The sequence below is a fragment of the Pseudomonas nicosulfuronedens genome, from assembly GCF_005877905.1.
Classification (GTDB): domain Bacteria; phylum Pseudomonadota; class Gammaproteobacteria; order Pseudomonadales; family Pseudomonadaceae; genus Pseudomonas; species Pseudomonas nicosulfuronedens.
The window spans coordinates 79,195-102,479 of sequence record NZ_SWDV01000012.1 but is presented as its reverse complement, the minus strand read 5'-3'; the positions used below and the strand labels follow the sequence as shown (position 1 = coordinate 102,479).

The 23,285-nt window shown below is 63.9% G+C and carries 21 protein-coding genes and 3 tRNA genes; 20 read left to right on the top strand and 4 right to left on the bottom strand.

Translation table 11 applies throughout. The features are described 5' to 3' along the window. Positions 1 to 7: 7 nt before the first annotated feature. The 17 genes from FAS41_RS12300 (at position 8) to FAS41_RS12220 (ending at position 17,653) form a co-directional block, all read left to right on the top strand. Positions 8 to 706 carry an ABC transporter permease gene (locus FAS41_RS12300; protein ID WP_138522561.1) on the top strand — a complete coding sequence of 233 codons (699 nt, stop codon included), beginning with the start codon at positions 8 to 10 and terminating at the stop codon, positions 704 to 706. A 10-nt stretch (positions 707 to 716) separates the two neighbouring features. Next, positions 717 to 1,829 (top strand): succinylglutamate desuccinylase/aspartoacylase family protein, encoded by a 1,113-nt coding sequence (locus FAS41_RS12295; RefSeq protein ID WP_138522559.1) that lies wholly within the window; start codon positions 717 to 719, stop codon positions 1,827 to 1,829. A 17-nt stretch (positions 1,830 to 1,846) separates the two neighbouring features. Next, positions 1,847 to 2,611 (top strand): arginine/ornithine transport ATP-binding protein AotP, encoded by a 765-nt coding sequence (gene aotP, locus FAS41_RS12290; RefSeq protein ID WP_138522557.1) that lies wholly within the window; start codon positions 1,847 to 1,849, stop codon positions 2,609 to 2,611. 34 nt (positions 2,612 to 2,645) lie between these two features. After that, positions 2,646 to 3,629: a transcriptional regulator ArgR gene (gene argR, locus FAS41_RS12285; RefSeq protein WP_138522555.1), complete on the top strand. Its 984-nt coding sequence runs from the start codon at positions 2,646 to 2,648 to the stop codon at positions 3,627 to 3,629. Between the two features lie 427 nt (positions 3,630 to 4,056). Then, positions 4,057 to 5,277 (top strand): aspartate aminotransferase family protein, encoded by a 1,221-nt coding sequence (locus FAS41_RS12280; protein ID WP_081517971.1) that lies wholly within the window; start codon positions 4,057 to 4,059, stop codon positions 5,275 to 5,277. A gap of 165 nt (positions 5,278 to 5,442) precedes the next feature. Further along, on the top strand, positions 5,443 to 6,459 hold the full coding sequence (gene aruF / locus FAS41_RS12275; RefSeq protein WP_138522553.1) for an arginine/ornithine succinyltransferase subunit alpha: 1,017 nt from the start codon (positions 5,443 to 5,445) through the stop codon (positions 6,457 to 6,459). An 11-nt stretch (positions 6,460 to 6,470) separates the two neighbouring features. After that, complete coding sequence (gene astA / locus FAS41_RS12270) at positions 6,471 to 7,490, top strand: arginine N-succinyltransferase (RefSeq protein WP_138522551.1); 1,020 nt, start codon at positions 6,471 to 6,473, stop codon at positions 7,488 to 7,490. 25 nt (positions 7,491 to 7,515) lie between these two features. Then, positions 7,516 to 8,982, top strand: coding sequence for a succinylglutamate-semialdehyde dehydrogenase (gene astD / locus FAS41_RS12265; RefSeq protein WP_171049480.1), 1,467 nt, complete (start codon positions 7,516 to 7,518; stop codon positions 8,980 to 8,982). After that, positions 8,982 to 10,328: an N-succinylarginine dihydrolase gene (gene astB / locus FAS41_RS12260; RefSeq protein WP_138522547.1), complete on the top strand. Its 1,347-nt coding sequence runs from the start codon at positions 8,982 to 8,984 to the stop codon at positions 10,326 to 10,328. The genes astD and astB overlap by 1 nt, the downstream gene beginning before the upstream one ends. 9 nt (positions 10,329 to 10,337) lie before the next feature. Further along, positions 10,338 to 10,619, top strand: a complete 282-nt coding sequence (locus FAS41_RS12255) for a hypothetical protein (RefSeq protein ID WP_054907334.1) — start codon at positions 10,338 to 10,340, stop codon at positions 10,617 to 10,619. Positions 10,620 to 10,669: 50 nt separating this feature from the next. Next, positions 10,670 to 11,662: a succinylglutamate desuccinylase gene (gene astE, locus FAS41_RS12250; RefSeq protein WP_138522545.1), complete on the top strand. Its 993-nt coding sequence runs from the start codon at positions 10,670 to 10,672 to the stop codon at positions 11,660 to 11,662. A gap of 183 nt (positions 11,663 to 11,845) precedes the next feature. Beyond that, positions 11,846 to 12,850: a low-specificity L-threonine aldolase gene (gene ltaE / locus FAS41_RS12245; RefSeq protein ID WP_138522543.1), complete on the top strand. Its 1,005-nt coding sequence runs from the start codon at positions 11,846 to 11,848 to the stop codon at positions 12,848 to 12,850. A gap of 121 nt (positions 12,851 to 12,971) precedes the next feature. Beyond that, a complete protein-coding gene (gene alaS / locus FAS41_RS12240; protein ID WP_138522540.1) occupies positions 12,972 to 15,596 on the top strand; it encodes an alanine--tRNA ligase in 2,625 nt (874 codons plus the stop codon). Between the two features lie 101 nt (positions 15,597 to 15,697). After that, positions 15,698 to 16,933 carry an aspartate kinase gene (locus FAS41_RS12235; RefSeq protein ID WP_081517979.1) on the top strand — a complete coding sequence of 412 codons (1,236 nt, stop codon included), beginning with the start codon at positions 15,698 to 15,700 and terminating at the stop codon, positions 16,931 to 16,933. Between the two features lie 187 nt (positions 16,934 to 17,120). Beyond that, positions 17,121 to 17,306 carry a carbon storage regulator CsrA gene (gene csrA, locus FAS41_RS12230; RefSeq protein WP_003085981.1) on the top strand — a complete coding sequence of 62 codons (186 nt, stop codon included), beginning with the start codon at positions 17,121 to 17,123 and terminating at the stop codon, positions 17,304 to 17,306. Positions 17,307 to 17,376: 70 nt separating this feature from the next. Next, a tRNA-Ser gene (locus tag FAS41_RS12225) sits at positions 17,377 to 17,467 on the top strand. 109 nt (positions 17,468 to 17,576) lie between these two features. After that, positions 17,577 to 17,653, top strand: a tRNA-Arg gene (locus FAS41_RS12220). A 65-nt stretch (positions 17,654 to 17,718) separates the two neighbouring features. Here the strand turns inward: FAS41_RS12220 and bamE are convergent. Further along, positions 17,719 to 18,243 carry an outer membrane protein assembly factor BamE domain-containing protein gene (gene bamE / locus FAS41_RS12215; RefSeq protein ID WP_138522538.1) on the bottom strand — a complete coding sequence of 175 codons (525 nt, stop codon included), beginning with the start codon at positions 18,241 to 18,243 and terminating at the stop codon, positions 17,719 to 17,721. Positions 18,244 to 18,565: 322 nt separating this feature from the next. Between bamE and mgtE the strand changes: the two genes are divergently transcribed. After that, complete coding sequence (mgtE, locus tag FAS41_RS12210; protein WP_138522536.1) at positions 18,566 to 20,008, top strand: magnesium transporter; 1,443 nt, start codon at positions 18,566 to 18,568, stop codon at positions 20,006 to 20,008. Between the two features lie 125 nt (positions 20,009 to 20,133). On the opposite strand, the gene amrZ is transcribed toward mgtE, so the two are convergent. After that, on the bottom strand, positions 20,134 to 20,466 hold the full coding sequence (amrZ, locus tag FAS41_RS12205) for a transcriptional regulator AmrZ (RefSeq protein WP_017517196.1): 333 nt from the start codon (positions 20,464 to 20,466) through the stop codon (positions 20,134 to 20,136). Between the two features lie 485 nt (positions 20,467 to 20,951). On the opposite strand from amrZ, the gene phnN reads away from it, so the two are divergent. Next, on the top strand, positions 20,952 to 21,545 hold the full coding sequence (gene phnN, locus FAS41_RS12200; RefSeq protein WP_138522534.1) for a phosphonate metabolism protein/1,5-bisphosphokinase (PRPP-forming) PhnN: 594 nt from the start codon (positions 20,952 to 20,954) through the stop codon (positions 21,543 to 21,545). Here the strand turns inward: phnN and FAS41_RS12195 are convergent. After that, positions 21,520 to 21,996, bottom strand: a complete 477-nt coding sequence (locus FAS41_RS12195; protein WP_138522532.1) for a GNAT family N-acetyltransferase — start codon at positions 21,994 to 21,996, stop codon at positions 21,520 to 21,522. The two genes, phnN and FAS41_RS12195, sit on opposite strands and share 26 nt — an antisense overlap. A 92-nt stretch (positions 21,997 to 22,088) precedes the next feature. Here FAS41_RS12195 and FAS41_RS12190 point away from each other — a divergent pair. Beyond that, positions 22,089 to 22,165, top strand: a tRNA-Arg gene (locus FAS41_RS12190). Between the two features lie 40 nt (positions 22,166 to 22,205). Here FAS41_RS12190 and FAS41_RS12185 read toward each other — a convergent pair. Further along, positions 22,206 to 23,273 (bottom strand): GGDEF domain-containing protein, encoded by a 1,068-nt coding sequence (locus FAS41_RS12185; protein ID WP_138522530.1) that lies wholly within the window; start codon positions 23,271 to 23,273, stop codon positions 22,206 to 22,208. Between the last annotated feature and the right edge of the window lie 12 nt (positions 23,274 to 23,285).

The window sequence follows — 23,285 nt, the reverse complement described above, 5'->3', positions numbered from 1 at the left end:
CCTGATCATGATTTTTGACTTCTCCGTCATCTGGGACAGCCTGCCGCTCTACTTCAGCGGCCTGCTGGTGACCCTCAAGCTGCTGGCGATCTCGCTGTTCTTCGGCTTGCTGGCGGCCGTGCCGCTGGCGCTGATGCGCTGCTCCAAGAACCCTGCGGTGAACCTGCCGGCCTGGCTCTACACCTATGTCATCCGCGGCACCCCGATGCTGGTGCAGCTGTTTCTCATCTACTACGGCCTGGCCCAGTTTGAAGTGGTACGTGAAAGCGTCTTCTGGCCGTGGCTGTCCAACGCCACCTTCTGTGCCTGCGCCGCGTTTGCCATCAACACCAGCGCCTACACCGCCGAAATTCTCGCCGGCAGCATCCGCGCCACTCCGCATGGCGAGATCGAAGCGGCCAAGGCCATGGGCATGTCGCGCCTGAAGATGTACCGCCGCATCCTGCTGCCCTCGGCCCTGCGCCGCGCGCTGCCGCAATACAGCAACGAAGTGATCATGATGCTGCAGACCACCAGCCTGGCGTCCATCGTGACCCTGGTGGACATCACCGGCGCCGCGCGCACCGTGTACTCGCAGTACTACCTGCCGTTCGAGGCTTTCATCACTGCCGGCATCTTCTACCTGATCATGACCTTCACCCTGGTGCGCCTGTTCAAGCTGGCCGAACGCCGCTGGCTGGCCTATCTCGCGCCGCGCAAGCACTGAGGAATACACCGTGGAACGTATCGATCATCTGCTGCCGTGGAGCAGCCTGGGTAGCGAGCGCCGCCTGAGCGTATTCCGCTACGGCAAGGGTCCGCGCAAGGTCTACATCCAGTCCAGCCTGCACGCTGACGAGCTGCCGGGCATGCGCACCGCCTGGGAGCTCAAGCAGCGGCTGGCTGACCTTGAGTCGCGCGGGCAACTGAACTGCGTCGTCGAACTGGTGCCAGTGGCCAATCCCATCGGCCTGGGCCAGACCCTGCAGGCCAGCCATCTGGGTCGTTTCGAGTTCGGCAGCGGAAAAAACTTCAACCGCGATTTCGTTGAGCTGAGCGCGCTGGTTGCCGAGCGTGTCGGCGACAGGCTGGGCGCCGATGAAACCGCCAACGTAGAGCTGATCCGCCAGGCCATGCGTGATGGCCTCGATGCGCTGCCGCCGGCTTCGTCCGAGCTGCAGGGCATGCAGCGCATCCTGTTGCGTCACGCCTGCGACGCCGAGGTGGTGCTCGACCTGCATTGCGACTTCGATGCCGCCATCCATGTCTACGCGATCCCGCAGCACTGGCCGCGCTGGAAGTCCCTGGCTGCACGCCTGAAGGCGGGTGTCGCGCTGCTTGCCGAAGACTCCGGCGGTAGCTCCTTCGACGAATCCTGCTCGTTGCCCTGGCTGCGCCTGGCGCAGGCCTTCCCGCAGGCGGCGATTCCGCTGGCGTGCCTGGCGACTACCGTCGAGCTGGGTGGCGTGGGTGATACCCGCGTCGACCAGGGGCAGGCCAATGCCGAAGCCATCCTCGGCTTCCTCGCCGAGCAGGGCCTGATCGCTGGCGAGTGGCCGGCAGCCCCGGCTGAATGCTGCGAAGGCATGCCTTTCGAAGGCACCGAATACCTCTACGCACCCCACGTGGGCGTGGTGAGTTTCCTGCGCAAGGCGGGGGAGTGGGTGGAGAAGGGCGACGCACTGTTCGAAGTGGTCGATCCGCTGAACGACCAGGTCAGCACCGTTCGCGCCGGCACTTCCGGCGTGCTGTTCGCCATCGAGCGTGGGCGCTACGCCCAGCCGGGGCTTTGGCTGGCCAAGGTGGCCGGGCGTGAGCCGTTCCGCAAGGGCCGGCTGATCAACGACTGAATTCGAGAACCGACACCATGTACAAACTGGAAATCCAGGACCTGCACAAGCGCTACGGCAACCACGAGGTGCTCAAGGGCGTCTCCCTGGCGGCGAAGGCAGGCGACGTGATCAGCATCATCGGCTCCTCCGGCTCGGGCAAGAGTACCTTCCTGCGCTGCATCAACCTGCTGGAGCAACCCCACGCCGGCAAGATCCTGCTCAACGGCGAAGAGCTCAAGCTTGTGCCGAACAAGGAGGGTGCGCTCAAGGCTGCCGACGCCAAGCAGTTGCAGCGCATGCGCTCGCGCCTGTCGATGGTGTTCCAGCACTTCAACCTGTGGTCGCACATGAGCGCCCTGGAGAACGTCATCGAGGCGCCGGTCCACGTGCTGGGCGTGTCGAAGAAAGAGGCGCTGGAAAAGGCCGAGCACTACCTGGCGAAAGTCGGCGTGGCGCACCGCAAGGATGCCTACCCGGCCCACATGTCCGGCGGCGAACAGCAGCGCGTGGCCATCGCCCGCGCCCTGGCGGTCGAGCCGGAGGTCATGCTGTTCGACGAACCGACCTCGGCGCTCGACCCGGAGCTGGTCGGCGAAGTGCTCAAGGTCATGCAGGACCTGGCCCAGGAAGGCCGCACCATGGTGGTGGTGACCCACGAGATGGGCTTCGCTCGCGAGGTCTCCAACCAGCTGGTGTTCCTGCACAAGGGGCTGGTGGAAGAGGCGGGCTGCCCGAAGGAAGTCCTGGCCAATCCGCAATCGGACCGCCTCAAGCAGTTCCTTTCCGGCAGCTTGAAGTAAGCTGTCCGTTACAGTCGCCTGGTGACCTAGCCGCATGACCGCACAACGCATCGGATTTCTCCTCTGGCCGCACACGCGGGCGCTGACCCTCGGTCTGGCCGAGGAGGCCCTGCGGGTCGCCCGCCGGCTGCACCCCGAAGCGCTCTACGAACCGGTGTTCATGAGCGCCGAAACGGTAGCCGAAGCCGATGGCTGGCGCCTGCCGGGGCAAGCCTGGAACGGCGTGCTGGAGCAATGCCAGCGCATCTTCCTGGTCGCCGACGAGATTCCGCAGACGGTCTCCGCGCCACTGGCCGCCATACTCAAGCAGCTGTCGCGCAGCGGTGTGAGCATCGGTGCGCTATCCGCCGGTATCTATCCGCTGGCGCAACTGGGCCTGCTCGACGGCTACCGCGCCGCCGTGCACTGGCGCTGGCACGATGACTTCACCGAGCGTTACCCCAAGGTCATCGCCACCAACCACCTGTTCGAGTGGGACCGTGACCGCCTCAGCGCCTGCGGAGGCATGGCGGTGCTCGACCTGCTGCTGGCCGTGCTGTCCCGCGACCATGGGGCGGAACTGGCGGGCGCGGTTTCCGAAGAGCTGGTGGTGGAGCGCATCCGTGAAGGCTCGGAACGCCAGCGCATTCCGCTGAAGAACCGCCTCGGCTCCAGTCATCCGAAGCTCACCCAGGCGGTGCTGCTGATGGAGGCGAACATCGAGGAGCCTCTGACCACCGACGAGATCGCCCAGCACGTGTGCGTCTCGCGCCGCCAGCTGGAGCGCATCTTCAAGCAATACCTGACCCGCGTGCCCAGCCAGTACTACCTGGAACTGCGCCTGAACCGCGCGCGGCAGATGCTCATGCAGACCAGCAAGTCGATCATCCAGATCGGCCTGTCCTGCGGCTTCTCCAGCGGCCCGCACTTCTCCAGCGCCTACCGCAACTTCTTCGGCGTGACCCCGCGCGAAGATCGCAACCAGCGCCGCGGCCAGAGTGCCGCCGAAGCAGCCCCGGTGGTTACCGAGCGCGGCTGAGCCCGCGCTTTTGTAGGATGGCGTGGAGCGAAGCGATACCCATCGATAGACTGGCTTCAGACGCCATCCTCTTTACGAGCTTGAAGCTCAACGCGTAACCGTTCGTCCGGGCCCTATTGCCCCGGTGCGCTGGCAGCATGGGTATCGCTGCGCTCCACGCCATCCTACGATCCGGATGAAAAGCCTCTCTCGTCTTATACCCATTTCGATCATTCGCTGAGCGAACAAATTCCACGGTCGCTTGTACCCGCAGCAAGCCACAGGCCTTACACTGCGCCTTCCCGACGCTTTCTGTCGCATTTCCGTAAGCCTCGGCAATTCGCGGGTTGGCGCTATAACAAGTTGTCGCATGGCGACAATGACGGCCCGCTGTTCGTCCCTACAATCCATTCATCGATAGCCGCCTCAACCAGGCAGGAGAACACCGATGTCCGCTCCGCAAGCTCAGGTCCAACGCTCCGATTTCGACCAGGTCATGGTTCCCAACTATTCGCCGGCGGCCTTCATTCCGGTGCGTGGCGAGGGTTCCCGAGTCTGGGATCAGAGCGGCCGAGAGCTGGTGGACTTCGCCGGTGGCATCGCGGTCAGCTCCCTGGGCCACACCCATCCGGCACTGATGCAGGCGCTGACCGAGCAGGCCGGCAAGATCTGGCACGTCTCCAACGTCTTCACCAACGAGCCGGCCCTGCGCCTGGCCAAGAAGCTGATCGACGCCACCTTCGCCGAGCGCGTGTTCTTCGCCAACTCCGGCGCCGAGGCCAACGAGGCTGCGCTGAAGCTGGCGCGCCGCTACGCCCATGACGTCTACGGCCCCGAGAAGTACGAGATCATCTCGATGGTCAACAGCTTCCACGGCCGTACCCTGTTCACCGTCAACGTCGGTGGCCAGGCCAAGTACTCCGATGGTTTCGGCCCGAAGGTCGAAGGCATCACCCACATCCCGTTCAACGACCTGGAAGCCCTGAAGGCGGCCATCTCCGACAAGACCTGCGCGGTGATCATCGAACCGGTGCAGGGCGAGAGCGGCGTGCTGCCGGCCGACCAGGCGTACCTGGAAGGCGTGCGCAAGCTGTGTGACGAGAACAACGCTCTGTTGATCTTCGATGAAGTGCAGAGCGGCTTCGGTCGTATCGGCTACCTCTACGCCCACCAGTACTACGGCGTGAACCCGGACATCCTCTCCAGCGCCAAGGGCCTGGGCGGCGGTTTCCCGATCGGCGCCATGCTGACCACCGCGAAGATCGCCGAGCACCTGGTCGTCGGCACCCACGGCACCACCTACGGCGGCAACCCGCTGGCGTGCGCCGTTGCCGGTGCGGCCTTCGACGTGATCAACACCCCGGAAGTGCTCGAAGGCGTGAAAGCCAAGCACGAGCGCTTCAAGGTCCGCCTGGAGAAGATCGCCGCCGAGTACGGCATCTTCACCCAGGTACGTGGCATGGGCATGCTGATCGGCGCCGTGCTCAACGACGCCTTCAAGGGCAAGGCCAAGGATGTGCTCAACGCCGCCGAGAAGGAAGGTGTGATGGTCCTGCAGGCCGGCCCGGACGTGGTGCGCTTCGCGCCCAGCCTGGTGATCCCGGACGCCGACATCGACGAAGGTCTGGATCGTCTCGAGCGTGCCATCGCCAAGCTGACCCGCGGCTGATCACCCGGCTACGCTGAACCGGCGGGGCCCGCGCCTCGCCGCTCAACCGGCCGGATCGTTCCGGCTGGTGCTTTCGAATGCCCTGATGAGCGCGGCACGGGCCGTGTCGCGCCCATGATTCATCAACCAAGAATCACAATTTTGTCTGGTTAGAGGAGTGACGCCATGCTGGTGATGCGCCCCGCCCAAGTGGCCGACCTGCAGCAAGTGCAGCGTCTCGCCGCGGACAGCCCGGTCGGCGTCACGTCGCTGCCGGACGACGCGGAACGTCTGCGCGAGAAAATCCTGGCCTCGGAAGCCTCGTTCACCGCCGAAGTGAGCTTCAACGGTGAGGAGAGCTACTTCTTCGTGCTCGAAGACAGCGAGACCGGTCGCCTGGTCGGCTGCTCGGCCATCGTTGCCTCGGCCGGCTTCTCCGAGCCGTTCTACAGCTTCCGCAACGAGACCTTCGTGCACGCCTCCCGCGAGCTGAAGATCCACAACAAGATTCACGTTCTCTCGCTGTGCCATGACCTCACCGGCAACAGCCTGCTGACCAGCTTCTACGTCGAGCGCGATCTGGTGAATACGCCGATCGCCGAGCTCAACTCCCGTGGCCGCCTGCTGTTCATGGCCAGCCATCCGGAGCGCTTCGCCGACGCGGTGGTCGTGGAGATCGTCGGCTACAGCGACGATCAGGGCCAGTCGCCGTTCTGGAACGCCATCGGGCGCAACTTCTTCGACCTGGACTACACCGAGGCCGAGAAGCTGTCCGGGCTGAAGAGCCGTACCTTCCTCGCCGAACTGATGCCGCACTACCCGATCTACGTGCCGCTGCTGCCGGACGACGCCCAGGAAGCCATGGGCCAGGTTCACCCGCGTGCGCAGATCACCTTCGACATCCTGATGCGCGACGGCTTCGAGTCCGACAACTACGTCGATATTTTCGACGGCGGCCCCGCGCTGCATGCGCGCACCAGCAGCATCCGCTCCATCGCACAAAGTCGGCAGGTGCCGGTGCGCATTGGTGAGGGTGGCAAGGGCAATCGTGGCTATCTGGTCACCAATGGCCAACTGCAGGATTTCCGCGCCGTCGTCGCCGAACTCGATTGGGTACCGGGCAAGCCCGTCACCCTGAACCAGGAAACCGCCGAAGCCCTGGGCATCGGCGAGGGCGCCAGCGTGCGCCTGGTTGCGATCTGAGGGGAGAGAGCATGATCGTCCGTCCCGTAACCAGCGCCGACCTGCCGGCTCTCTTTGACCTGGCGCGCAGCACCGGCACCGGTCTCACCACGCTGCCAGCCAACGAGCAGCGCTTGCAGCACCGCGTGAACTGGGCCGAGAAGGCCTTCCGTGGTGAGGCCGAGCGTGCCGACGCCGACTATCTGTTCGTGCTGGAAAACGACGAAGGCAAGGTTGTCGGCATCTCCGCCGTCGCCGGCGCCGTCGGCCTGCGCGAGCCCTGGTACAACTACCGCGTCGGCCTGACCGTCAGCGCCTCCCAAGAACTGGGCATCCATCGCGAGATTCCCACGCTGTTCCTGGCCAACGACCTCACTGGGCAGTCCGAGCTGTGCTCGCTGTTCCTGCATGCCGACCACCGTGCCGGCCTCAACGGTCGCCTGCTGTCCAAGGCGCGCTTCCTGTTCATCGCCGAATTCCGCGAGCTGTTCGGTGACAAGGTGATCGCCGAGATGCGCGGCATGTCCGATACCGCCGGGCGCTCGCCGTTCTGGGAAAGCCTGGGCCGGCACTTCTTCAAGATGGAGTTCAGCCAGGCCGACTACCTGACCGGTGTGGGCAACAAGGCCTTCATTGCCGAGCTGATGCCCAAGTTCCCGCTCTACACCTGCTTCCTCTCCGAGGATGCGCGCGACGTGATCGGCCGCGTACATACCGATACCGAGCCGGCGCTGGCCATGCTCAAGGCCGAGGGCTTCAGCTACCAGGGCTATGTCGACATCTTCGATGCCGGCCCCGCCATCGAGGCGCCGACCGAGAAGATCCGTGCCATCGCCGACAGCCAGAACCTGGTGCTGGCCATCGGCACGCCGGGCGACGACGCCGAGCCCTACCTGATCCACAACCGCAAGCGCGAGGAGTGCCGCATCACCGCAGCCCGGGCGCGCGTGGCCGCCGGTTCGCTGGTGGTCGATGCGCAGACCGCCAAGCGCCTGCGCCTGTCCGCCGGGGCTTCGGTCCGCGCGGTGCCTCTCTCCGGAAAACGCAACTGACGCCGCCCGGCGTCAGGGGAGCCTGATAATGAATACCCACTACATTGCCGGCCAGTGGCTGGCGGGCGAAGGCGAGCCTCTGGAATCGCTCTGCCCGGTCAGCCAGGCCGTGGTCTGGTCCGGCCGTGCCGCTTCGCAGCAGCAGGTCGCCTCCGCCGTTGCCGCCGCTCGCAGTGCCTTCCCGGCCTGGGCCCGTCGCCCGGTGGATGAGCGCATCGCCGTACTGGAACGCTTCGCCGCCGCCCTCAAGGGCCGTTCCGAGGAACTGGCCCGCGCCATAGGCGAGGAGACCGGCAAGCCGCTGTGGGAAGCTGCCACCGAAGTGACCAGCATGGTCAACAAGGTCGCCATCTCGATCCAGGCATTCCGTGAGCGCACCGGCGAGAAGAGTGGTCCGCTGGCCGACGCCACTGCCGTGCTGCGCCACAAGCCCCATGGCGTGGTCGCCGTGTTCGGCCCGTACAACTTCCCCGGCCACCTGCCCAACGGCCACATCGTGCCGGCCCTGCTGGCCGGCAACGCCGTGGTGTTCAAGCCCAGCGAGCTGACCCCGAAGGTCGCGGAGCTGACCCTGCAGGCCTGGATCGAGTCGGGCATTCCCGCCGGCGTGATCAACCTGGTACAGGGCGCCCGTGATACCGGCGTGGCACTGGCTGGCCATGACGACATCGATGGCCTGTTCTTCACCGGCTCCAGCCGCACCGGCAACCTGCTGCACAGCCAGTTCGGCGGTCGCCCGCAGAAGATCCTGGCGCTGGAGATGGGCGGCAACAACCCGCTGATCGTCGATGAAGTGAAAGACGTCGACGCCGCCGTCTACACCATCATCCAGTCCGCCTTCATTTCCGCCGGCCAGCGCTGCACCTGCGCCCGCCGCCTGCTGGTGCCGCAGGGCGCCTGGGGCGATGCGCTGATCGAGCGCCTGGTGACCGTGGCCTCGACCATCAAGGTCGGCCGTTTCGACGAACAACCGGCGCCCTTCATGGGCTCGGTGATCTCGCTTGCCGCCGCCGAACACCTGGTCAAGGCCCAGGAACAACTGCTGGCCAAAGGTGCCAAGCCGTTGCTGGCGATGACCCAGCCGCTGGCCACCGCCGCGCTGCTGACGCCGGGCATCCTCGATGTGACTGCCGTGGCCGAGCGCCCGGACGAGGAATTCTTCGGCCCGCTGCTGCAAGTGATCCGCTACGCCGACTTCGACGCCGCCGTGCGCGAAGCCAACGCCACCCAGTACGGCCTCGCCGCCGGCCTGCTGTCGGATTCCCGCGAGCGCTATGAGGACTTCCTCATCGAGAGCCGCGCCGGCATCGTCAACTGGAACAAGCAGCTGACCGGCGCCGCCAGCAGTGCGCCGTTCGGTGGCATCGGCGCCTCCGGCAATCATCGCCCGAGTGCGTACTACGCAGCCGACTACTGCGCGTACCCGGTCGCTTCGCTGGAAAGCGACAGCCTGAGCCTGCCTGCAACCCTGACTCCGGGAGTGAGCCTGTGATGACCGCCTATGAAATGAACTTTGACGGCCTGGTCGGACCGACGCACAACTACGGCGGCCTGTCCTACGGCAACGTGGCCTCGCAGAGCAACAGCCAGGCGGCGTCCAACCCGCGCGAAGCGGCGAAGCAGGGCCTGTCGAAGATGAAGGCACTGATGGAGATGGGCTTCAAGCAGGGCGTATTCGCCCCGCAGGAGCGTCCGGCGGTGGCCTCGTTGCGTGCCCTGGGCTTCTCCGGCAGCGATGCCGAGGTGATCGCCAAGGCGGCGAAAGAGGCCATGCCGCTGCTCGCTGCCGTCAGCTCGGCGTCCTGCATGTGGACGGCCAACGCCGCGACCGTCAGCCCCGGTGCCGACACCGCCGATGGCCGTGTGCACTTCACCGCCGCCAACCTGAACTGCAAGTTCCACCGCTCCATCGAACATCCGCAGACCAGTCGTATCCTCGCGGCGATGTTCAACGACGAGAAACACTTCGCCCACCACGCCGCTCTGCCGGCGGTCGCCCAGTTCGGCGACGAGGGTGCGGCCAACCATACGCGCTTCTGCAAGTCCTACGGCGAAACCGGCGTCGAGTTCTTCGTGTTCGGTCGCAGCGCCTTCGACAGTCGCTTCCCCGCACCGCAGCGCTACCCGGCGCGGCAGACCCTGGAAGCCTGCCAGGCGGTCGCCCGCCTGCACGGCCTGAGCGATGACGGCGTGGTCTACGCCCAGCAGAACCCGGCGGTGATCGACCAGGGCGTGTTCCACAACGACGTCATCGCGGTCGGCAACGGCGAAGTGCTGTTCCACCACGAAGACGCCTTCCTCGACACCGAGCGGGTGCTCGCCGAGCTGCACGACAAGCTGGGCCGTCGTGGCGGCCGCTTCCGCGCCGTGTGCGTGCCGCGTGACCAGGTCACCGTCGAGGACGCGGTGAAGTCCTACCTGTTCAACAGCCAGCTGCTCACCCGTGCCGACGGCAACATGCTGCTGATCGTTCCGGAGGAGTGCCGCAAGAACGAGCGCGTATGGAACTATCTGTCGCGACTGACTGCCGAGGACGGCCCGATCCGCGAGGTGAAGGTGTTCGACCTCAAGCAGAGCATGCAGAACGGCGGCGGTCCCGCCTGCCTGCGCCTGCGCGTGGCACTGAACGATGCCGAGCAGGCGGCGGTCAACCCGGGCGTGATCATGACCCCGACCCTGCACGACACCCTGGTCACCTGGGTCGACAAGCACTACCGCGATCGCCTGGCCGAGTCCGACCTGGCTGACCCGCAACTGCTGGTCGAGTGCCGGACGGCGTTGGATGAATTGAGCCAGATCCTTAAACTGGGCTCGGTTTACCCCTTCCAGCAGATTTGAGTAACTGACATGACCGAAAGCCTCCCGCTGATTCTCGAAGACAACAAGGGCGAGCGCCGCGAGACCCACACCGCACGCCTGGCCATCCGCCTGGAAGGGCGGGAACTTTGGCTGGAAGCCGACGGCAAGGGCGGCCTGGTGATCTACGCCGACTCCCATGAGGACGATGCCGAGATCCCGCTGCTGGTGGTGCGCCCGCAGGCAGTGAACCAGTTGGGCCTGAGCCTTGAGCTGGAAGCCGCCGAAGTCCACGAACATGGTCCAGACTGTGGATGTGACCATCACCACTGATCGCGGAGTCCGCGGCCGCTCCGGCCACGGGGAATGATGGAGGCGTCCGCATGCTAGCTCTGGGCAAACTGCTCGAACTGACCCTCGCCGGCCGTGAGCCGACGGAAAAGATTCAGCTCACCGCGGACGGCACCCGTCTGCACTGGCTGGCTGAAGGCGCCCTCGAAGTCACCCCGCCGGTGGCGCGCGACAATGGCCGTGACCTGCTGCTCTCGGCAGGTATCCACGGCAACGAGACGGCCCCCATCGAACTGCTCGACCGGCTGGTACACGGCATCGCCCGTGGTGAGCTGAAGCCGGCGTCGCGGGTGCTGTTCCTGCTCGGCAACCCCGAGGCCATGCGCCGTGGCGAGCGTTACCTGGAACAGGACATCAACCGCCTGTTCTGTGGTCGCCACGAGGAGGGCAGCGGCAACGAGGCCCTGCGGGCGTCGGAACTGGAGCGCCTGGCCGCTGCATTCTTTGCCCGTGAGGGCCGCCCACGTCTGCACTACGACCTGCACACTGCCATCCGTGGCTCGAAGATCGAGCAGTTCGCGCTGTACCCCTGGGCCAGCGGACGCGAGCATTCCCGCGAGGAACTGGCGCGCCTGCGCAGCGCCGGCATCGATGCGGTGCTGCTGCAAAGCAAGCCGGGTATCACTTTCAGCGCTTACACCTACAGCCAGCTCGGCGCCGAGGCGTTCACCCTGGAGTTGGGCAAGGCCCGGCCGTTCGGGCAGAACCAGGCGGTGAACCTGGATCGTCTGGAGGCCATGCTGCAGGGCGTGATCAGTGGTCAGGAGGCGGATGGCGCGCAGATTGACGGGCTGCAGCTGTTTGCGGTCTCCCGCGAAGTGATCAAGCACAGCGACCACTTCCGCCTGCACCTGGACGACGCGGTGGACAACTTCACCGAACTGGACCACGGCTTCCTGCTCGCTGAGGACATCGGCGGTACCCGCTGGATCGTGGAAGAGCGGGGCGCGCGGATCATCTTCCCCAATCCGCGGGTGAAGAACGGCTTGCGCGCCGGCATCCTCGTGGTGCCCACCGAACTCTGACCGCACTCTGCTTCTCGCAGGACCGAGGGGCGCCTAGCCCTTGCTCGCGAACCCCCGAGACTGAAGTCGCCGGAAAAATGTGTTCGCGAGCAAGCTCGCTCCTACAGCCACTCCACCCTTGTTCCGCCTCCGGCGAGCGCTTAGCATCGGGCCCTTTCCACCTGATGCCCGAGGAGCCTTGCCATGTCCATCATCGACCTTCGCAGCGACACCGTGACCCTGCCCACCGCCGGCATGCGTGAGGCGATGGCGCGGGCTGAGCTGGGTGATGACGTCTACGGCGAAGACCCGACGGTGAACCGCCTGGAAGCGACCCTGGCCGAGCGCCTGGGCTTTGCCGCCGCTCTGTTCGTGCCCACCGGCACCATGAGCAACCTGCTTGGCCTGATGGCCCATTGTGGCCGGGGCGACGAGTACATCGTCGGCCAGCAGGCGCACACCTATAAATATGAGGGCGGCGGCGCCGCTGTGCTGGGCTCGATCCAGCCGCAGCCCATCGATGGCGAAGCCGATGGCTCGCTGGACCTTGCCAGGGTCGAGGCGGCGATCAAGCAGGATGACTTCCACTTCGCCCGTACCCGCCTGCTGGCGCTGGAAAACACCATGCAGGGCAAGGTCCTGCCGCAGGCCTATCTCGCTGCTGCCCGCGAGATGACCCGCCGTCGTGGGCTGGCGCTGCACCTGGACGGCGCGCGGCTGTACAACGCAGCGGTGAAGCTGGGCGTGGATGCTCGCGAGATCACGCGCCACTTCGATTCCGTCTCGGTGTGCCTGTCCAAGGGTCTCGGCGCGCCGGTGGGTTCGGTGCTCTGCGGCGATGCCGAGCTGATCGGTCGTGCGCGCCGTCTGCGCAAGATGGTCGGCGGCGGCATGCGCCAGGCCGGCGGCCTCGCGGCAGCGGCGCTGTATGCGCTGGATCACCAGGTCGAGCGCCTGGCCGAAGACCACGCCAATGCCGAAGCGCTGGGCCGTGGCCTAGCTGAACTGGGCTTCGCCATCGAGCCGGTGCAGACCAACATGGTCTACGTCGGCATCGGCGAGCAGGCCGGTGCGCTGGGTGCGCACCTGGCCGAGTGGGGCATTCGTGTCAGCCCGGCGGCGCGCCTGCGCCTGGTCACCCACCTTGATGTAAAAAGCGCCGATATCCTGCGTATCGTCGAAGCTTTTGCCGCCTTTCGTCGTTCCTGACAGAAATTATTGCGCGATAGGGGTTAACTATCGCGCAAAGACACTACAACCTTGATGCGGGGCCGATATAATGCGGCCCTTTGCCGGCGATTCGTGGCCGCATTTTTCCGTGGAAGAACCTATGAAAAGCGCTGAAATCCGTGAAGCCTTCCTCCGCTTCTTCGAAGAGAAGGGGCACACCCGTGTAGCGTCCAGTTCGCTGATCCCCGCGAACGACCCGACCCTGCTGTTCACCAACGCAGGTATGAACCAGTTCAAGGACTGCTTCCTGGGTCTGGAAAAGCGCGCCTATACCCGCGCTACCACCAGCCAGAAGTGCGTGCGTGCCGGCGGCAAGCACAACGACCTGGAAAACGTCGGTTACACCGCGCGCCACCACACCTTCTTCGAAATGCTGGGCAACTTCAGCTTTGGCGACTATTTCAAGCGCGACGCCATTACCTACGCCTGGGAATTCCTCACCTCGGACAAATGGCTGAACCTGCCCAAGGACAAGCTCTGGGTCACCGTCTACGCCACCGATGACGAGGCCTACGACATTTGGACCAAAGAGGTCGGCATTCCGGCCGAGCGCATGGTCCGCATCGGCGACAACAAGGGCGCTCCCTACGCTTCGGACAACTTCTGGGCGATGGGCGACACCGGTCCGTGCGGCCCGTGCACCGAGATCTTCTTCGACCACGGCGCCGACATCTGGGGCGGCCCGCCCGGTTCGCCGGAAGAAGACGGCGATCGCTACATCGAGATCTGGAACAACGTCTTCATGCAGTTCAACCGCACCGCTGACGGCGTCATGCACGCGCTGCCGGCGCCGAGCGTGGACACCGGCATGGGCCTTGAGCGCATCAGCGCCGTGCTGCAGCACGTCCACTCGAACTACGAGATCGACCTGTTCCAGAGCCTGCTGAAGGCTTCGGCCGACGCCATCGGCTGCGCCAATGACGACGCGCCGTCGCTGAAAGTGGTCGCCGACCACATCCGTTCCTGCGGCTTCCTCATTGCCGACGGCGTGCTGCCGTCCAACGAAGGCCGTGGCTACGTGCTGCGCCGCATCATCCGTCGCGCTTGCCGCCACGGTAACAAGCTGGGCGCCAAGGGTACCTTCTTCCACAAGATCGTGGCCGCGCTGGTTGGCGAGATGGGCGAAGCCTTCCCCGAGCTCAAGCAACAGCAGGCGCACATCGAACGCGTGCTGAAGACCGAGGAAGAGCAGTTCGCCAAGACCCTGGAGCAGGGCCTGAAGATCCTCGAGCAGGACCTGTCCGAGCTCAAGGGCAGCGTCATCCCCGGCAACGTGGTGTTCAAGCTGTACGACACCTACGGCTTCCCGGTCGACCTGACCAACGACATCGCCCGCGAGCGCAGCCTGACCCTTGATGAGGAAGGCTTCGAGCGCGAGATGGAAGCCCAGCGCGAGCGCGCCCGCTCCGCCAGCGCCTTCGGCATGGACTACAACAGCCTGGTGAAAGTCGACGGCGATACCCGCTTCCTCGGCTATCAGGGTGTTTCCGGTGCTGGCCAGATCATCGCACTGTTCAAGGACGGCAAGGCCGTCGAGCAACTGGGCGAAGGCGAGGAGGGCGTGGTCGTCCTCGACCAGACTCCGTTCTACGCCGAGTCGGGTGGCCAGGTCGGCGACAGTGGTTACCTGCAGGGTGCCGGCGTGCGCTTCGACGTTCGCGATACCACCAAGGCTGGCGGCGCGCACCTGCATCACGGTGTGGTTGCCCAGGGCAGCCTGAGTGTCGGTGCGGCTGTCAAAGCCGAAGTCGATGCCTCCGTGCGCCAGGCCACCGCGCTGAACCACTCCGCGACCCACCTGCTGCACGCCGCGCTGCGCCAGGTACTGGGCGAGCACGTCCAGCAGAAGGGCTCGCTGGTCGATAGCCAACGCCTGCGCTTCGACTTCAGCCACTTCGAGGCGATCAAGCCCGAGCAGCTGAAGCAGCTGGAAGACATCGTCAACAGCGAAATCCGCAAGAACTCTGAGGTCGAGACCGAAGAGACCGACATCGAGTCCGCCAAGAACAAGGGCGCCATGGCGCTGTTCGGCGAGAAGTACGGTGACCAGGTGCGTGTGCTGAGCATGGGTGGCAGCTTCTCCGTCGAACTGTGCGGCGGTACCCACGTGTCCCGCACCGGCGACATCGGCCTGTTCAAGATCACCAGCGAAGGTGGTGTGGCTTCCGGCGTGCGCCGTATCGAAGCGGTCACCGGCGGCGCTGCGCTGGCCTATCTCAATGGTGCCGAAGAGCAGCTCAAGGAAGCGGCCGGCCTGGTCAAGGGCAGTCGTGACAACTTGCTGGACAAGCTCTCCGGCCTGATCGAGCGCAACCGTCAGCTGGAAAAAGAGCTGGAACAGCTCAAGGCCAAGGCTGCCAGCGCGGCCGGCGACGATCTGGCGGGTTCTGCTGTCGACGTTGGCGGCGTGAAGGTGCTGTCCTCGCGTCTTGACGGTCTGGACGGCAAGGCGCTGCTGGCGCTGGTCGACCAGCTGAAGAACAAGCTGGGCAGCGGCGTGATCCTGCTGGGCGGTGTGTTCGAAGAGAAGGTCGTGCTGGTGGCCGGCGTGACCCAGGACCTGACCGCCAAGCTGAAAGCTGGCGATCTGATGAAGCAGGCCGCTGCGGCCGTGGGCGGGAAGGGCGGTGGTCGTCCGGACATGGCCCAGGGTGGTGGCGTCGATGCCGGCAAGCTGGACGAAGCTCTGGCGCTGGCAGTCAAGTTTGTCGAACAGGGCCTCTAAAGGCCCTGAAATACGGGGCCCGCAGCGCGTCCGGCGGGCCTTGGCAGCATGCGGTGATGCATGTTTAATGGGCGCCCTTCAGGAATCAGGCGGCTTTTGAAATGGCTTTGATCGTACAGAAGTTTGGAGGGACCTCCGTCGGCACCGTCGAGAGAATCGAGCAGGTAGCCGAGAAGGTGAAGAAATTCCGTGAGGCGGGCGACGACATCGTCGTGGTGGTATCCGCCATGAGCGGCGAGACCAACCGCCTGATTGGTCTGGCGAAACAGATCATGGACCAGCCGATTCCGCGCGAGCTGGACGTGATGGTCTCCACTGGCGAGCAGGTAACCATCGCCCTGCTGAGCATGGCGCTGATGAAACGTGGCGTGCCGGCGGTTTCCTACACCGGTAACCAGGTCCGCATCCTGACCGACAGTTCCCACACCAAGGCGCGTATCCTGAGCATCGACGATGCGAACATTCGCGCAGATCTGAAAGCCGGCCGCGTAGTCGTGGTCGCTGGCTTCCAGGGTGTGGACGAGCAGGGCAACATCACCACCCTCGGTCGTGGCGGTTCCGATACCACCGGCGTAGCCCTGGCGGCGGCACTGAAGGCCGATGAGTGCCAGATCTACACCGATGTCGATGGCGTCTACACCACCGACCCCCGCGTCGTGCCGCAGGCTCGTCGCCTGGACAAGATCACCTTCGAAGAGATGCTGGAAATGGCCAGCCTCGGCTCCAAGGTGCTGCAGATCCGTTCGGTGGAATTCGCCGGCAAGTACAACGTCCCGCTGCGCGTGCTGCACAGCTTCCAGGAGGGTCCGGGCACCCTCATTACCCTTGATGAAGAGGAATCCATGGAACAGCCGATCATCTCCGGCATCGCCTTCAACCGCGACGAAGCCAAGCTGACCATCCGTGGCGTACCGGATACCCCCGGCGTTGCTTTCAAGATTCTCGGCCCGATCAGTGCCGCCAATGTAGAAGTCGACATGATCGTGCAGAACGTCGCGCACGATAACACCACCGACTTCACCTTCACCGTGCACCGCAACGACTACCAGGCCGCCCTGGAAATCCTCAAGCAGACTGCCACCACCATCGGTGCGCGCGAAGCGACAGGCGACACCAACATCGCCAAGGTTTCCATCGTCGGCGTCGGCATGCGCTCCCACGCCGGTGTTGCCAGCCGCATGTTCGAAGCCCTGGCCAAGGAGACCATCAACATCCAGATGATCTCCACCTCGGAAATCAAGGTGTCCGTGGTTATCGAAGAGAAGTACCTCGAGCTGGCGGTCCGTGCCCTGCACACCGCTTTTGAACTCGACGCCCCGGCCCGACAGGGCGAGTAAGGGGAGCAATAATCGAAAGGCGCGGCTAACCCGCGCCTTTTGTCGTTTTTGACCGGCTGTCAGGAACTTTCTTTCCGGCAGGACTGGTCAATACTTGGGTGAAGGATTCGTGCACTTGATCTATACGAATCTGCCACCATTTCTTTTTTTGCAGACTGCTTATCCCGTAACACGTAAGGAGAAAGGAATGCTGATTCTGACTCGCCGGGTCGGAGAGACCCTGATGGTCGGTGATGACGTCACCGTGACTGTGCTGGGCGTCAAAGGAAATCAGGTGCGCATCGGTGTGAATGCTCCGAAGGAAGTCGCCGTGCACCGTGAGGAAATCTACCAGCGCATCCAGAAAGAGAAAGACCAAGAACCAAACCATTAATTTTTCTAAAATTTTTCTAAAATTTCCTTTGCAAACGGGGAAAACATGGATATCATGCGCCCCGTGTTGCGGAGAGGTGGCCGAGTGGCCGAAGGCGCTCCCCTGCTAAGGGAGTACACCTCAAAAGGGTGTCGGGGGTTCGAATCCCCCCCTCTCCGCCATTGCATCTCCTGGTGCGATGAGTTGTCCGGTTACGTAAGTGACTGAAAAGATTGAAAAATCTTGTTGACAGGTCAGAAGAATCGCTCTAGAATTTGCGCCCTCATCAGCGCACTCATAGCTCAGCTGGATAGAGTACTCGGCTACGAACCGAGCGGTCGGAGGTTCGAATCCTCCTGAGTGCGCCATATACGAAAGGGCCTGCAGAAATGCAGGCCCTTTTTCTTTGCCTTCGAAAACGTGGTCTGTGCGCTCAGCGTTTCGCCTTACCCATCACGCAACCGTCTTCGTCGAAGGTTACGGTGCGTGCGCCCTGTTTCTTGCCCGCTTCGTAGTGATAGCGCAACGTCTCGTTGTGCTGGCTGACCCTGTCTGGCCTCCCCAGGGCGCTTTCCACGTCGCGACGCGTCATTCCCGTCCTCACGCGCCCCTCGATGATCGCCTTGCGCCGTGTGTTGCCCGTAACGCGGTTGCCGCAGCCATTCTGCTGTTCGCCGACAACCACAACTGACTCGTGCTCGGTCTCCTTGCTCTGGCCCCTGCTGCGCGCTACAGGCTTCTGAAGGGCAGGCTCTTGCGGGTTTGCCATTGGCACCGGCTCGCCGCTGCCGGGTGTGGGGTTGTTCGCCTCCTGGATTTCCTGCTGCCGCTCCACCGGGCAGCCATACTGACTGAACAGCACGCTGCCGTCGGCCGCAGTGCAGCGAAACACCGAGGCCGCCTCGCTGGTCGGTACGAGTGGAATCAGGAGTGAGCAGAGCAGGGCAGGCAGGCGCATGGTTTCCTCCGTGATGGCGGGCCTGCCTGCAGCCTAGGAGTGGAAATTGTCAGTCGGGGCCGGGTGTCCTGTGGGAGCTTTCGGGCGTCGAACCGGGCAGTGATTCGCCAGTGAACTTTCGCCCGCAAGCGATTGTTCTGGCCGCCATTTTGTAACGCCTATTACACCCCGGAGTGTTATCATTTCCCGCATCTGCCCTCGATGGGCGCATGGGACACCACCATGGACTTACCCAGTAGTTACTCAGAACCCCGATTGCGTACACACGACCTGATGTATTGATCCCCTCTGGCCCGTTCTGCCACTGGGGGTGGAGCGTGCTATGACCGAAGTAGAAGCCAAGAAGCCGCAGGAAAGCCTGCAGGACCGCCTGAACCAGGTGGTCGACCTGCTGCACAAGCACAAGCTGATGGAAGACCTGACGCACCGTCAGGAAGGCCAGCATCAAGACCTCGTCGAAAACCTCGTGCACCGCCAGAACCTGGCGGAACTCCAGCGCAAACTGGAAGAGCTGCACCCGGCCGACATCGCCCACATCCTCGAGTCCCTTCCACTGGACGACCGCCTGACGGTCTGGCAGTTGGTCAAGGCCGAGCGCGACGGCGACATCCTCCTCGAAGTGTCCGACTCCGTGCGGGAGACCCTGATCGCCGACATGGACGATCACGAGATCCTCGCCGCGGCCAGGGACATGGACGCCGACGAACTCGCGGACCTCGCGCCGGAACTGCCGCGCGATGTGGTCCACGAGTTGATGGAAAGCCTCGATCAGCAGCAGCGCGAGCGTGTGCGCTCGGCGCTCTCCTACGAGGAAGACCAGGTCGGTGCGCTGATGGACTTCGAGATGGTCACCATCCGCGATGACGTCAGCCTGGAAGTGGTGCTGCGCTACCTGCGTCGCCTGAAGGAACTGCCGGGCCACACCGACAAGCTCTTCGTCGTCGACTACGACGGCGTGCTCAAGGGTGTGCTGCCGATCAAGCGGCTGCTGGTGAACGACCCGGACAAGGACGTGGCCGAGGTCATGGCCACCGACCCGGTGACTTTCACGCCTGACGAGGATGGCTACGACGCCGCTCAGGCGTTCGAGCGTTACGACCTGATTTCTGCCCCTGTAGTGGACAAGAACGGCAAGCTCATTGGCCGTCTGACCATCGACGAGATGGTCGACCTGATCCGTGAGGAAAGCGAAAGCGAAGTCCTGAACATGGCCGGTCTGCGCGAAGAGGAAGACATCTTCGCCTCGGTCTGGAAGTCGGTCGGCAACCGCTGGGCCTGGCTGGCCACCAACCTGGTCACCGCCTTCATCGCCTCACGGGTGATCGGCCTGTTCGAAGGTTCCATCGAGAAGCTGGTGGCGCTGGCTGCACTGATGCCCATCGTCGCCGGTATTGGCGGCAACTCCGGCAACCAGACCATCACCATGATTGTCCGCGCCATGGCCCTGGACCAGATCCAGACCAGCAGTGCCAACCGCCTGCTGCGCAAGGAGCTGGGCGTGGCGTTGGTGAACGGCCTGGTATGGGGCGGGGTGATCGGCCTGGTCGCCTTCTACCTGTACGGCAACTGGGAGCTGGGCGCGGTCATGACTGGCGCCATGACGCTGAACCTGCTGCTCGCTGCGCTGATGGGCGTGCTGATCCCGATGACACTGTTGCGCCTGGGGCGCGACCCGGCCATGGGCTCCAGCGTGATGATTACCGCCATGACCGACAGTGGCGGATTCTTCATCTTCCTCGGACTGGCTACGCTGTTCCTGATGTAGCGCCAGCTCCGCCGAAAAGGCCGCCCGCGAGGCGGCTTTTTTGTGTCTGCCATTGCATGGCGCCGGTAAATCGCGGGCATGAAAAAGCCGGCTCGAGGCCGGCTGTTTCGGGTGTCGCGAACGAATCAGGCGTCGTTCTGTGCCATCTCGGCATCGTGCGCGATCAGGGCGATCAGCGCATTCTGCTGACGATGGGTCAGCTGGCGGAAGCGCTGCAGCAGTTCGCGCTCGTGCAGGCTGAGTTCCGGGCTGTCCAGGCGGATGCCCAGGTTGTCCTGCAGGGCACCTTCCTGCAGCAGGCTCTGTTCGAGACGCGCAATGATCTCGGAGTTCATGCTGCGGTGGTGGCTGCGAGCGACGTCGGCGATACGCTCACGCATGCCTTCGGGCAGACGTACGACGAACTTGTCAGCGGTACGGCTGGAGTAGGTGGGGGTTGCCTGTTTCAATGGGCGCATACTTTAAACCTGTAAGTCAGGGAGGCCGATGCCATGGGTCAGCGTTCGTTCAGGCCCTTTGACAGCGATTTCCAGTGGCCGTTCAGCGCGTCGTCAAAGCTTTTGAAAAATATCCAATAACTTGACGTCAAACCTTCGGCATATTGTGTCTCGGGTGAAGGCTAAATGCCAGCACCAATCGTCCGAAATGAGACCGCCTAGGCAGACCCTTCTTTGGATGGGAGTTAAAGGGAAAGCTGGCGATTTGCCCATATCCGTCAGCGTAGTCGATATGTGCCGTGAGCCTGTCTGCCGTTGGGCAGTCTGATGAGAGCACTTCGTCGCGGATAGCCATGATGGCACAGCGCCCGATGGTGAGTCAGGGAAAGCCGGGTCGGCGGCCGTTGATATTGTGTTTTCACTGATATCGCACAAGGCTCGGAGTATTATCCGCCCCGCGGATCAGAATTGAAGTAGCGCCGAGCCGCCGGCGCACCGAGAGTCTCATGACCCCAGGCAGACTGATTTTCCTGATGGGCCCTTCGGGCTCTGGCAAGGACAGCGTGTTGCAGGCCGCCAGCGTTCCGCTGGCCGCGATGGATTGCCGGATCGTCCGGCGCGTCATCACCCGTTCCGCCGAGGCGCATGGTGAAGAAGCTCACTCGGTGAGCGTCGACGAGTTCACCGAACTGGAGCGCTCCGGTGCGTTCGCCATGAGTTGGCGCGCCAATGGCCTGCACTATGGCATTCCCCGCGAAATCGATGACTGGCTGGCCGCCGGCCATGACGTACTGGTCAATGGTTCGCGCAAGTACCTGCCCGAGGCTCGTCGCCGTTATCCGCAGTTGATCGCCGTGCTGCTGAAGGTCGACTCCGAGGTGTTGCGTCAACGCCTGCTCAAGCGCGGACGGGAGACGCTGGCGGAAATCGAGGAGCGCCTGGCGCGCAATGCGCACTTCGCCGATGGCCTGCCGGGGCCGTTGGTGGAGCTGGATAACTCGGTGTCCCTGGAGGTAACGGTCGGTCATCTGCTGGACCTGCTCGCTCCCCCGGATGCCCAGGCGCCAGCTGAGGTCAGTCCAGGTTCAGTGAGAGGCTGACACCGTGGGGCGCGAAGCCCATCGCCGCATAGAAGCGGTGCGCCATTTCCCGGTCCTGGTGGCTGGAGAGGGCCAGCTTGTAGCACTTCCAATCCCGCGCCCATTCCACGGCCCGGCCGATCAGCGCCTGGCCGATGCCTTGGCCTCGTGCGCGGCTGTCCACCACCATGTCCTCGAGGATCGCCGAGCGGGCGAAACCGTGGGCGATGTGTTCGATCAGGTGCAACGTGCAGGTGCCAAGCAAGGCTCCATCGCGCTCGGCGATCAGCGTCACCCGCGAAGGTTGCTGATCGCTCAGGGCGAGGGCGAGCAACGCCGTGTCGGGCAGCGGGTCACGCGTGCCCAGTTGCTGCAGCAGCGGAGCCAGGGCCGCCGCATCGTCTGCCGTGGCGACGCGCACATCGAAGGTGGCGAAAGGGGAATCGGGCAGGGCACCGTCGTCTGTGATCATGGCGTTTCTCCGGCTGACGGCGAAATTATGGACCGCGTCGGTGGCGGCGGCATGACAAATCGCTTGTCGGTGGTTAACATGCCGACCCGATTGTCCCGGTAGCTCAATTGGATAGAGCGTCCCCCTCCTAAGGGGAAGGTTGGAGGTTCGACCCCTCTCCGGGACACCAGTATGAAAAGGCCCGCCTATGCGGGCCTTTTTCGTTCTACTCAGGGCGAATAGGTCGTTCGATTGCGGCCATTGTGCTTGGAGCTGTAGAGCGCCTTGTCAGCCTTGATCAACGCTTCGCTGAGACTGCCCTCCAGGCTCAGGTGGGCGAGGCCCAGGCTGATGGTGACGTTGGGGTGGCCGGGCAAGTCTGCGGTGGCCTGGCGCAATTGCTCGAGCCGCGCCTGCGCCTGGTCGGCATTCAGGCCCCAGAGGTACAGGCCGAACTCCTCGCCGCCCAGCCGGGCGAATTCGAAGTCACCCATTTGATGCTTGATCGCCAGCGCGACACGGGTCAGTACTTCGTCGCCGATGTCGTGGCCGTAGGTGTCGTTGACCCGTTTGAAATGGTCGATGTCGATCATCGCCAGGTAGCGTTGCTCGCCGTCTTCTTCCAGGCGCTTGCCCACCCGGGCCATGAATGAGCGGCGGTTGGGAATACCGGTGAGGGTATCGATGTAGGCCTGGTCCAGCAGCAGACGGGCCATGGCGTAGTTGTGCAGCTTGGCCTGGCTGAGGTGGTGGAAGATGTACACCGTGAGCGCGCTGATGAAGACCGGATAGCAGATCAGCATGCTGTGCCGCACATTGAACTCGGGCACGTTGCCCAGGAACGGGTTGAGCAGCACCCAGGTGACGAGCAATACCGCGAAGAAGGCCGGGCGGTTCAGCGGCAATACCGTCGCGCTGTAAAGCACGGTGGAGGCGCAGATCACCAGCCAGGCCTGGCGGACGTCGCTGGGTATGCCCTCGATCAGCAGGCGGGCTCCCCAGGCAAAAGTCACGACAAAGGCAAAGTTGATCAGGTAGAAGTGCAGGGCGCGGCGGGCGGCGGCAGTGAGGGCGAAGAGGACGAGGAAGGCGGCGAGGAACAGTAGCGAGATGTAGCTGAAACCCTGGCCGGTCTGGAAGCTGACGATCAGGTCGAAGAGAAGCCAGATACCGATGCTGATGCCGAATACCAGCAGGCTGAAGCCTTTTAGCCGCTCGAAATCATGTTGCAGGAACTCGGCGCGCAGTTCAGGTGAAACGTGCTGTTTCACGACTTCCGATTCGATGGTCTTGAACATGAACGGTCCTGT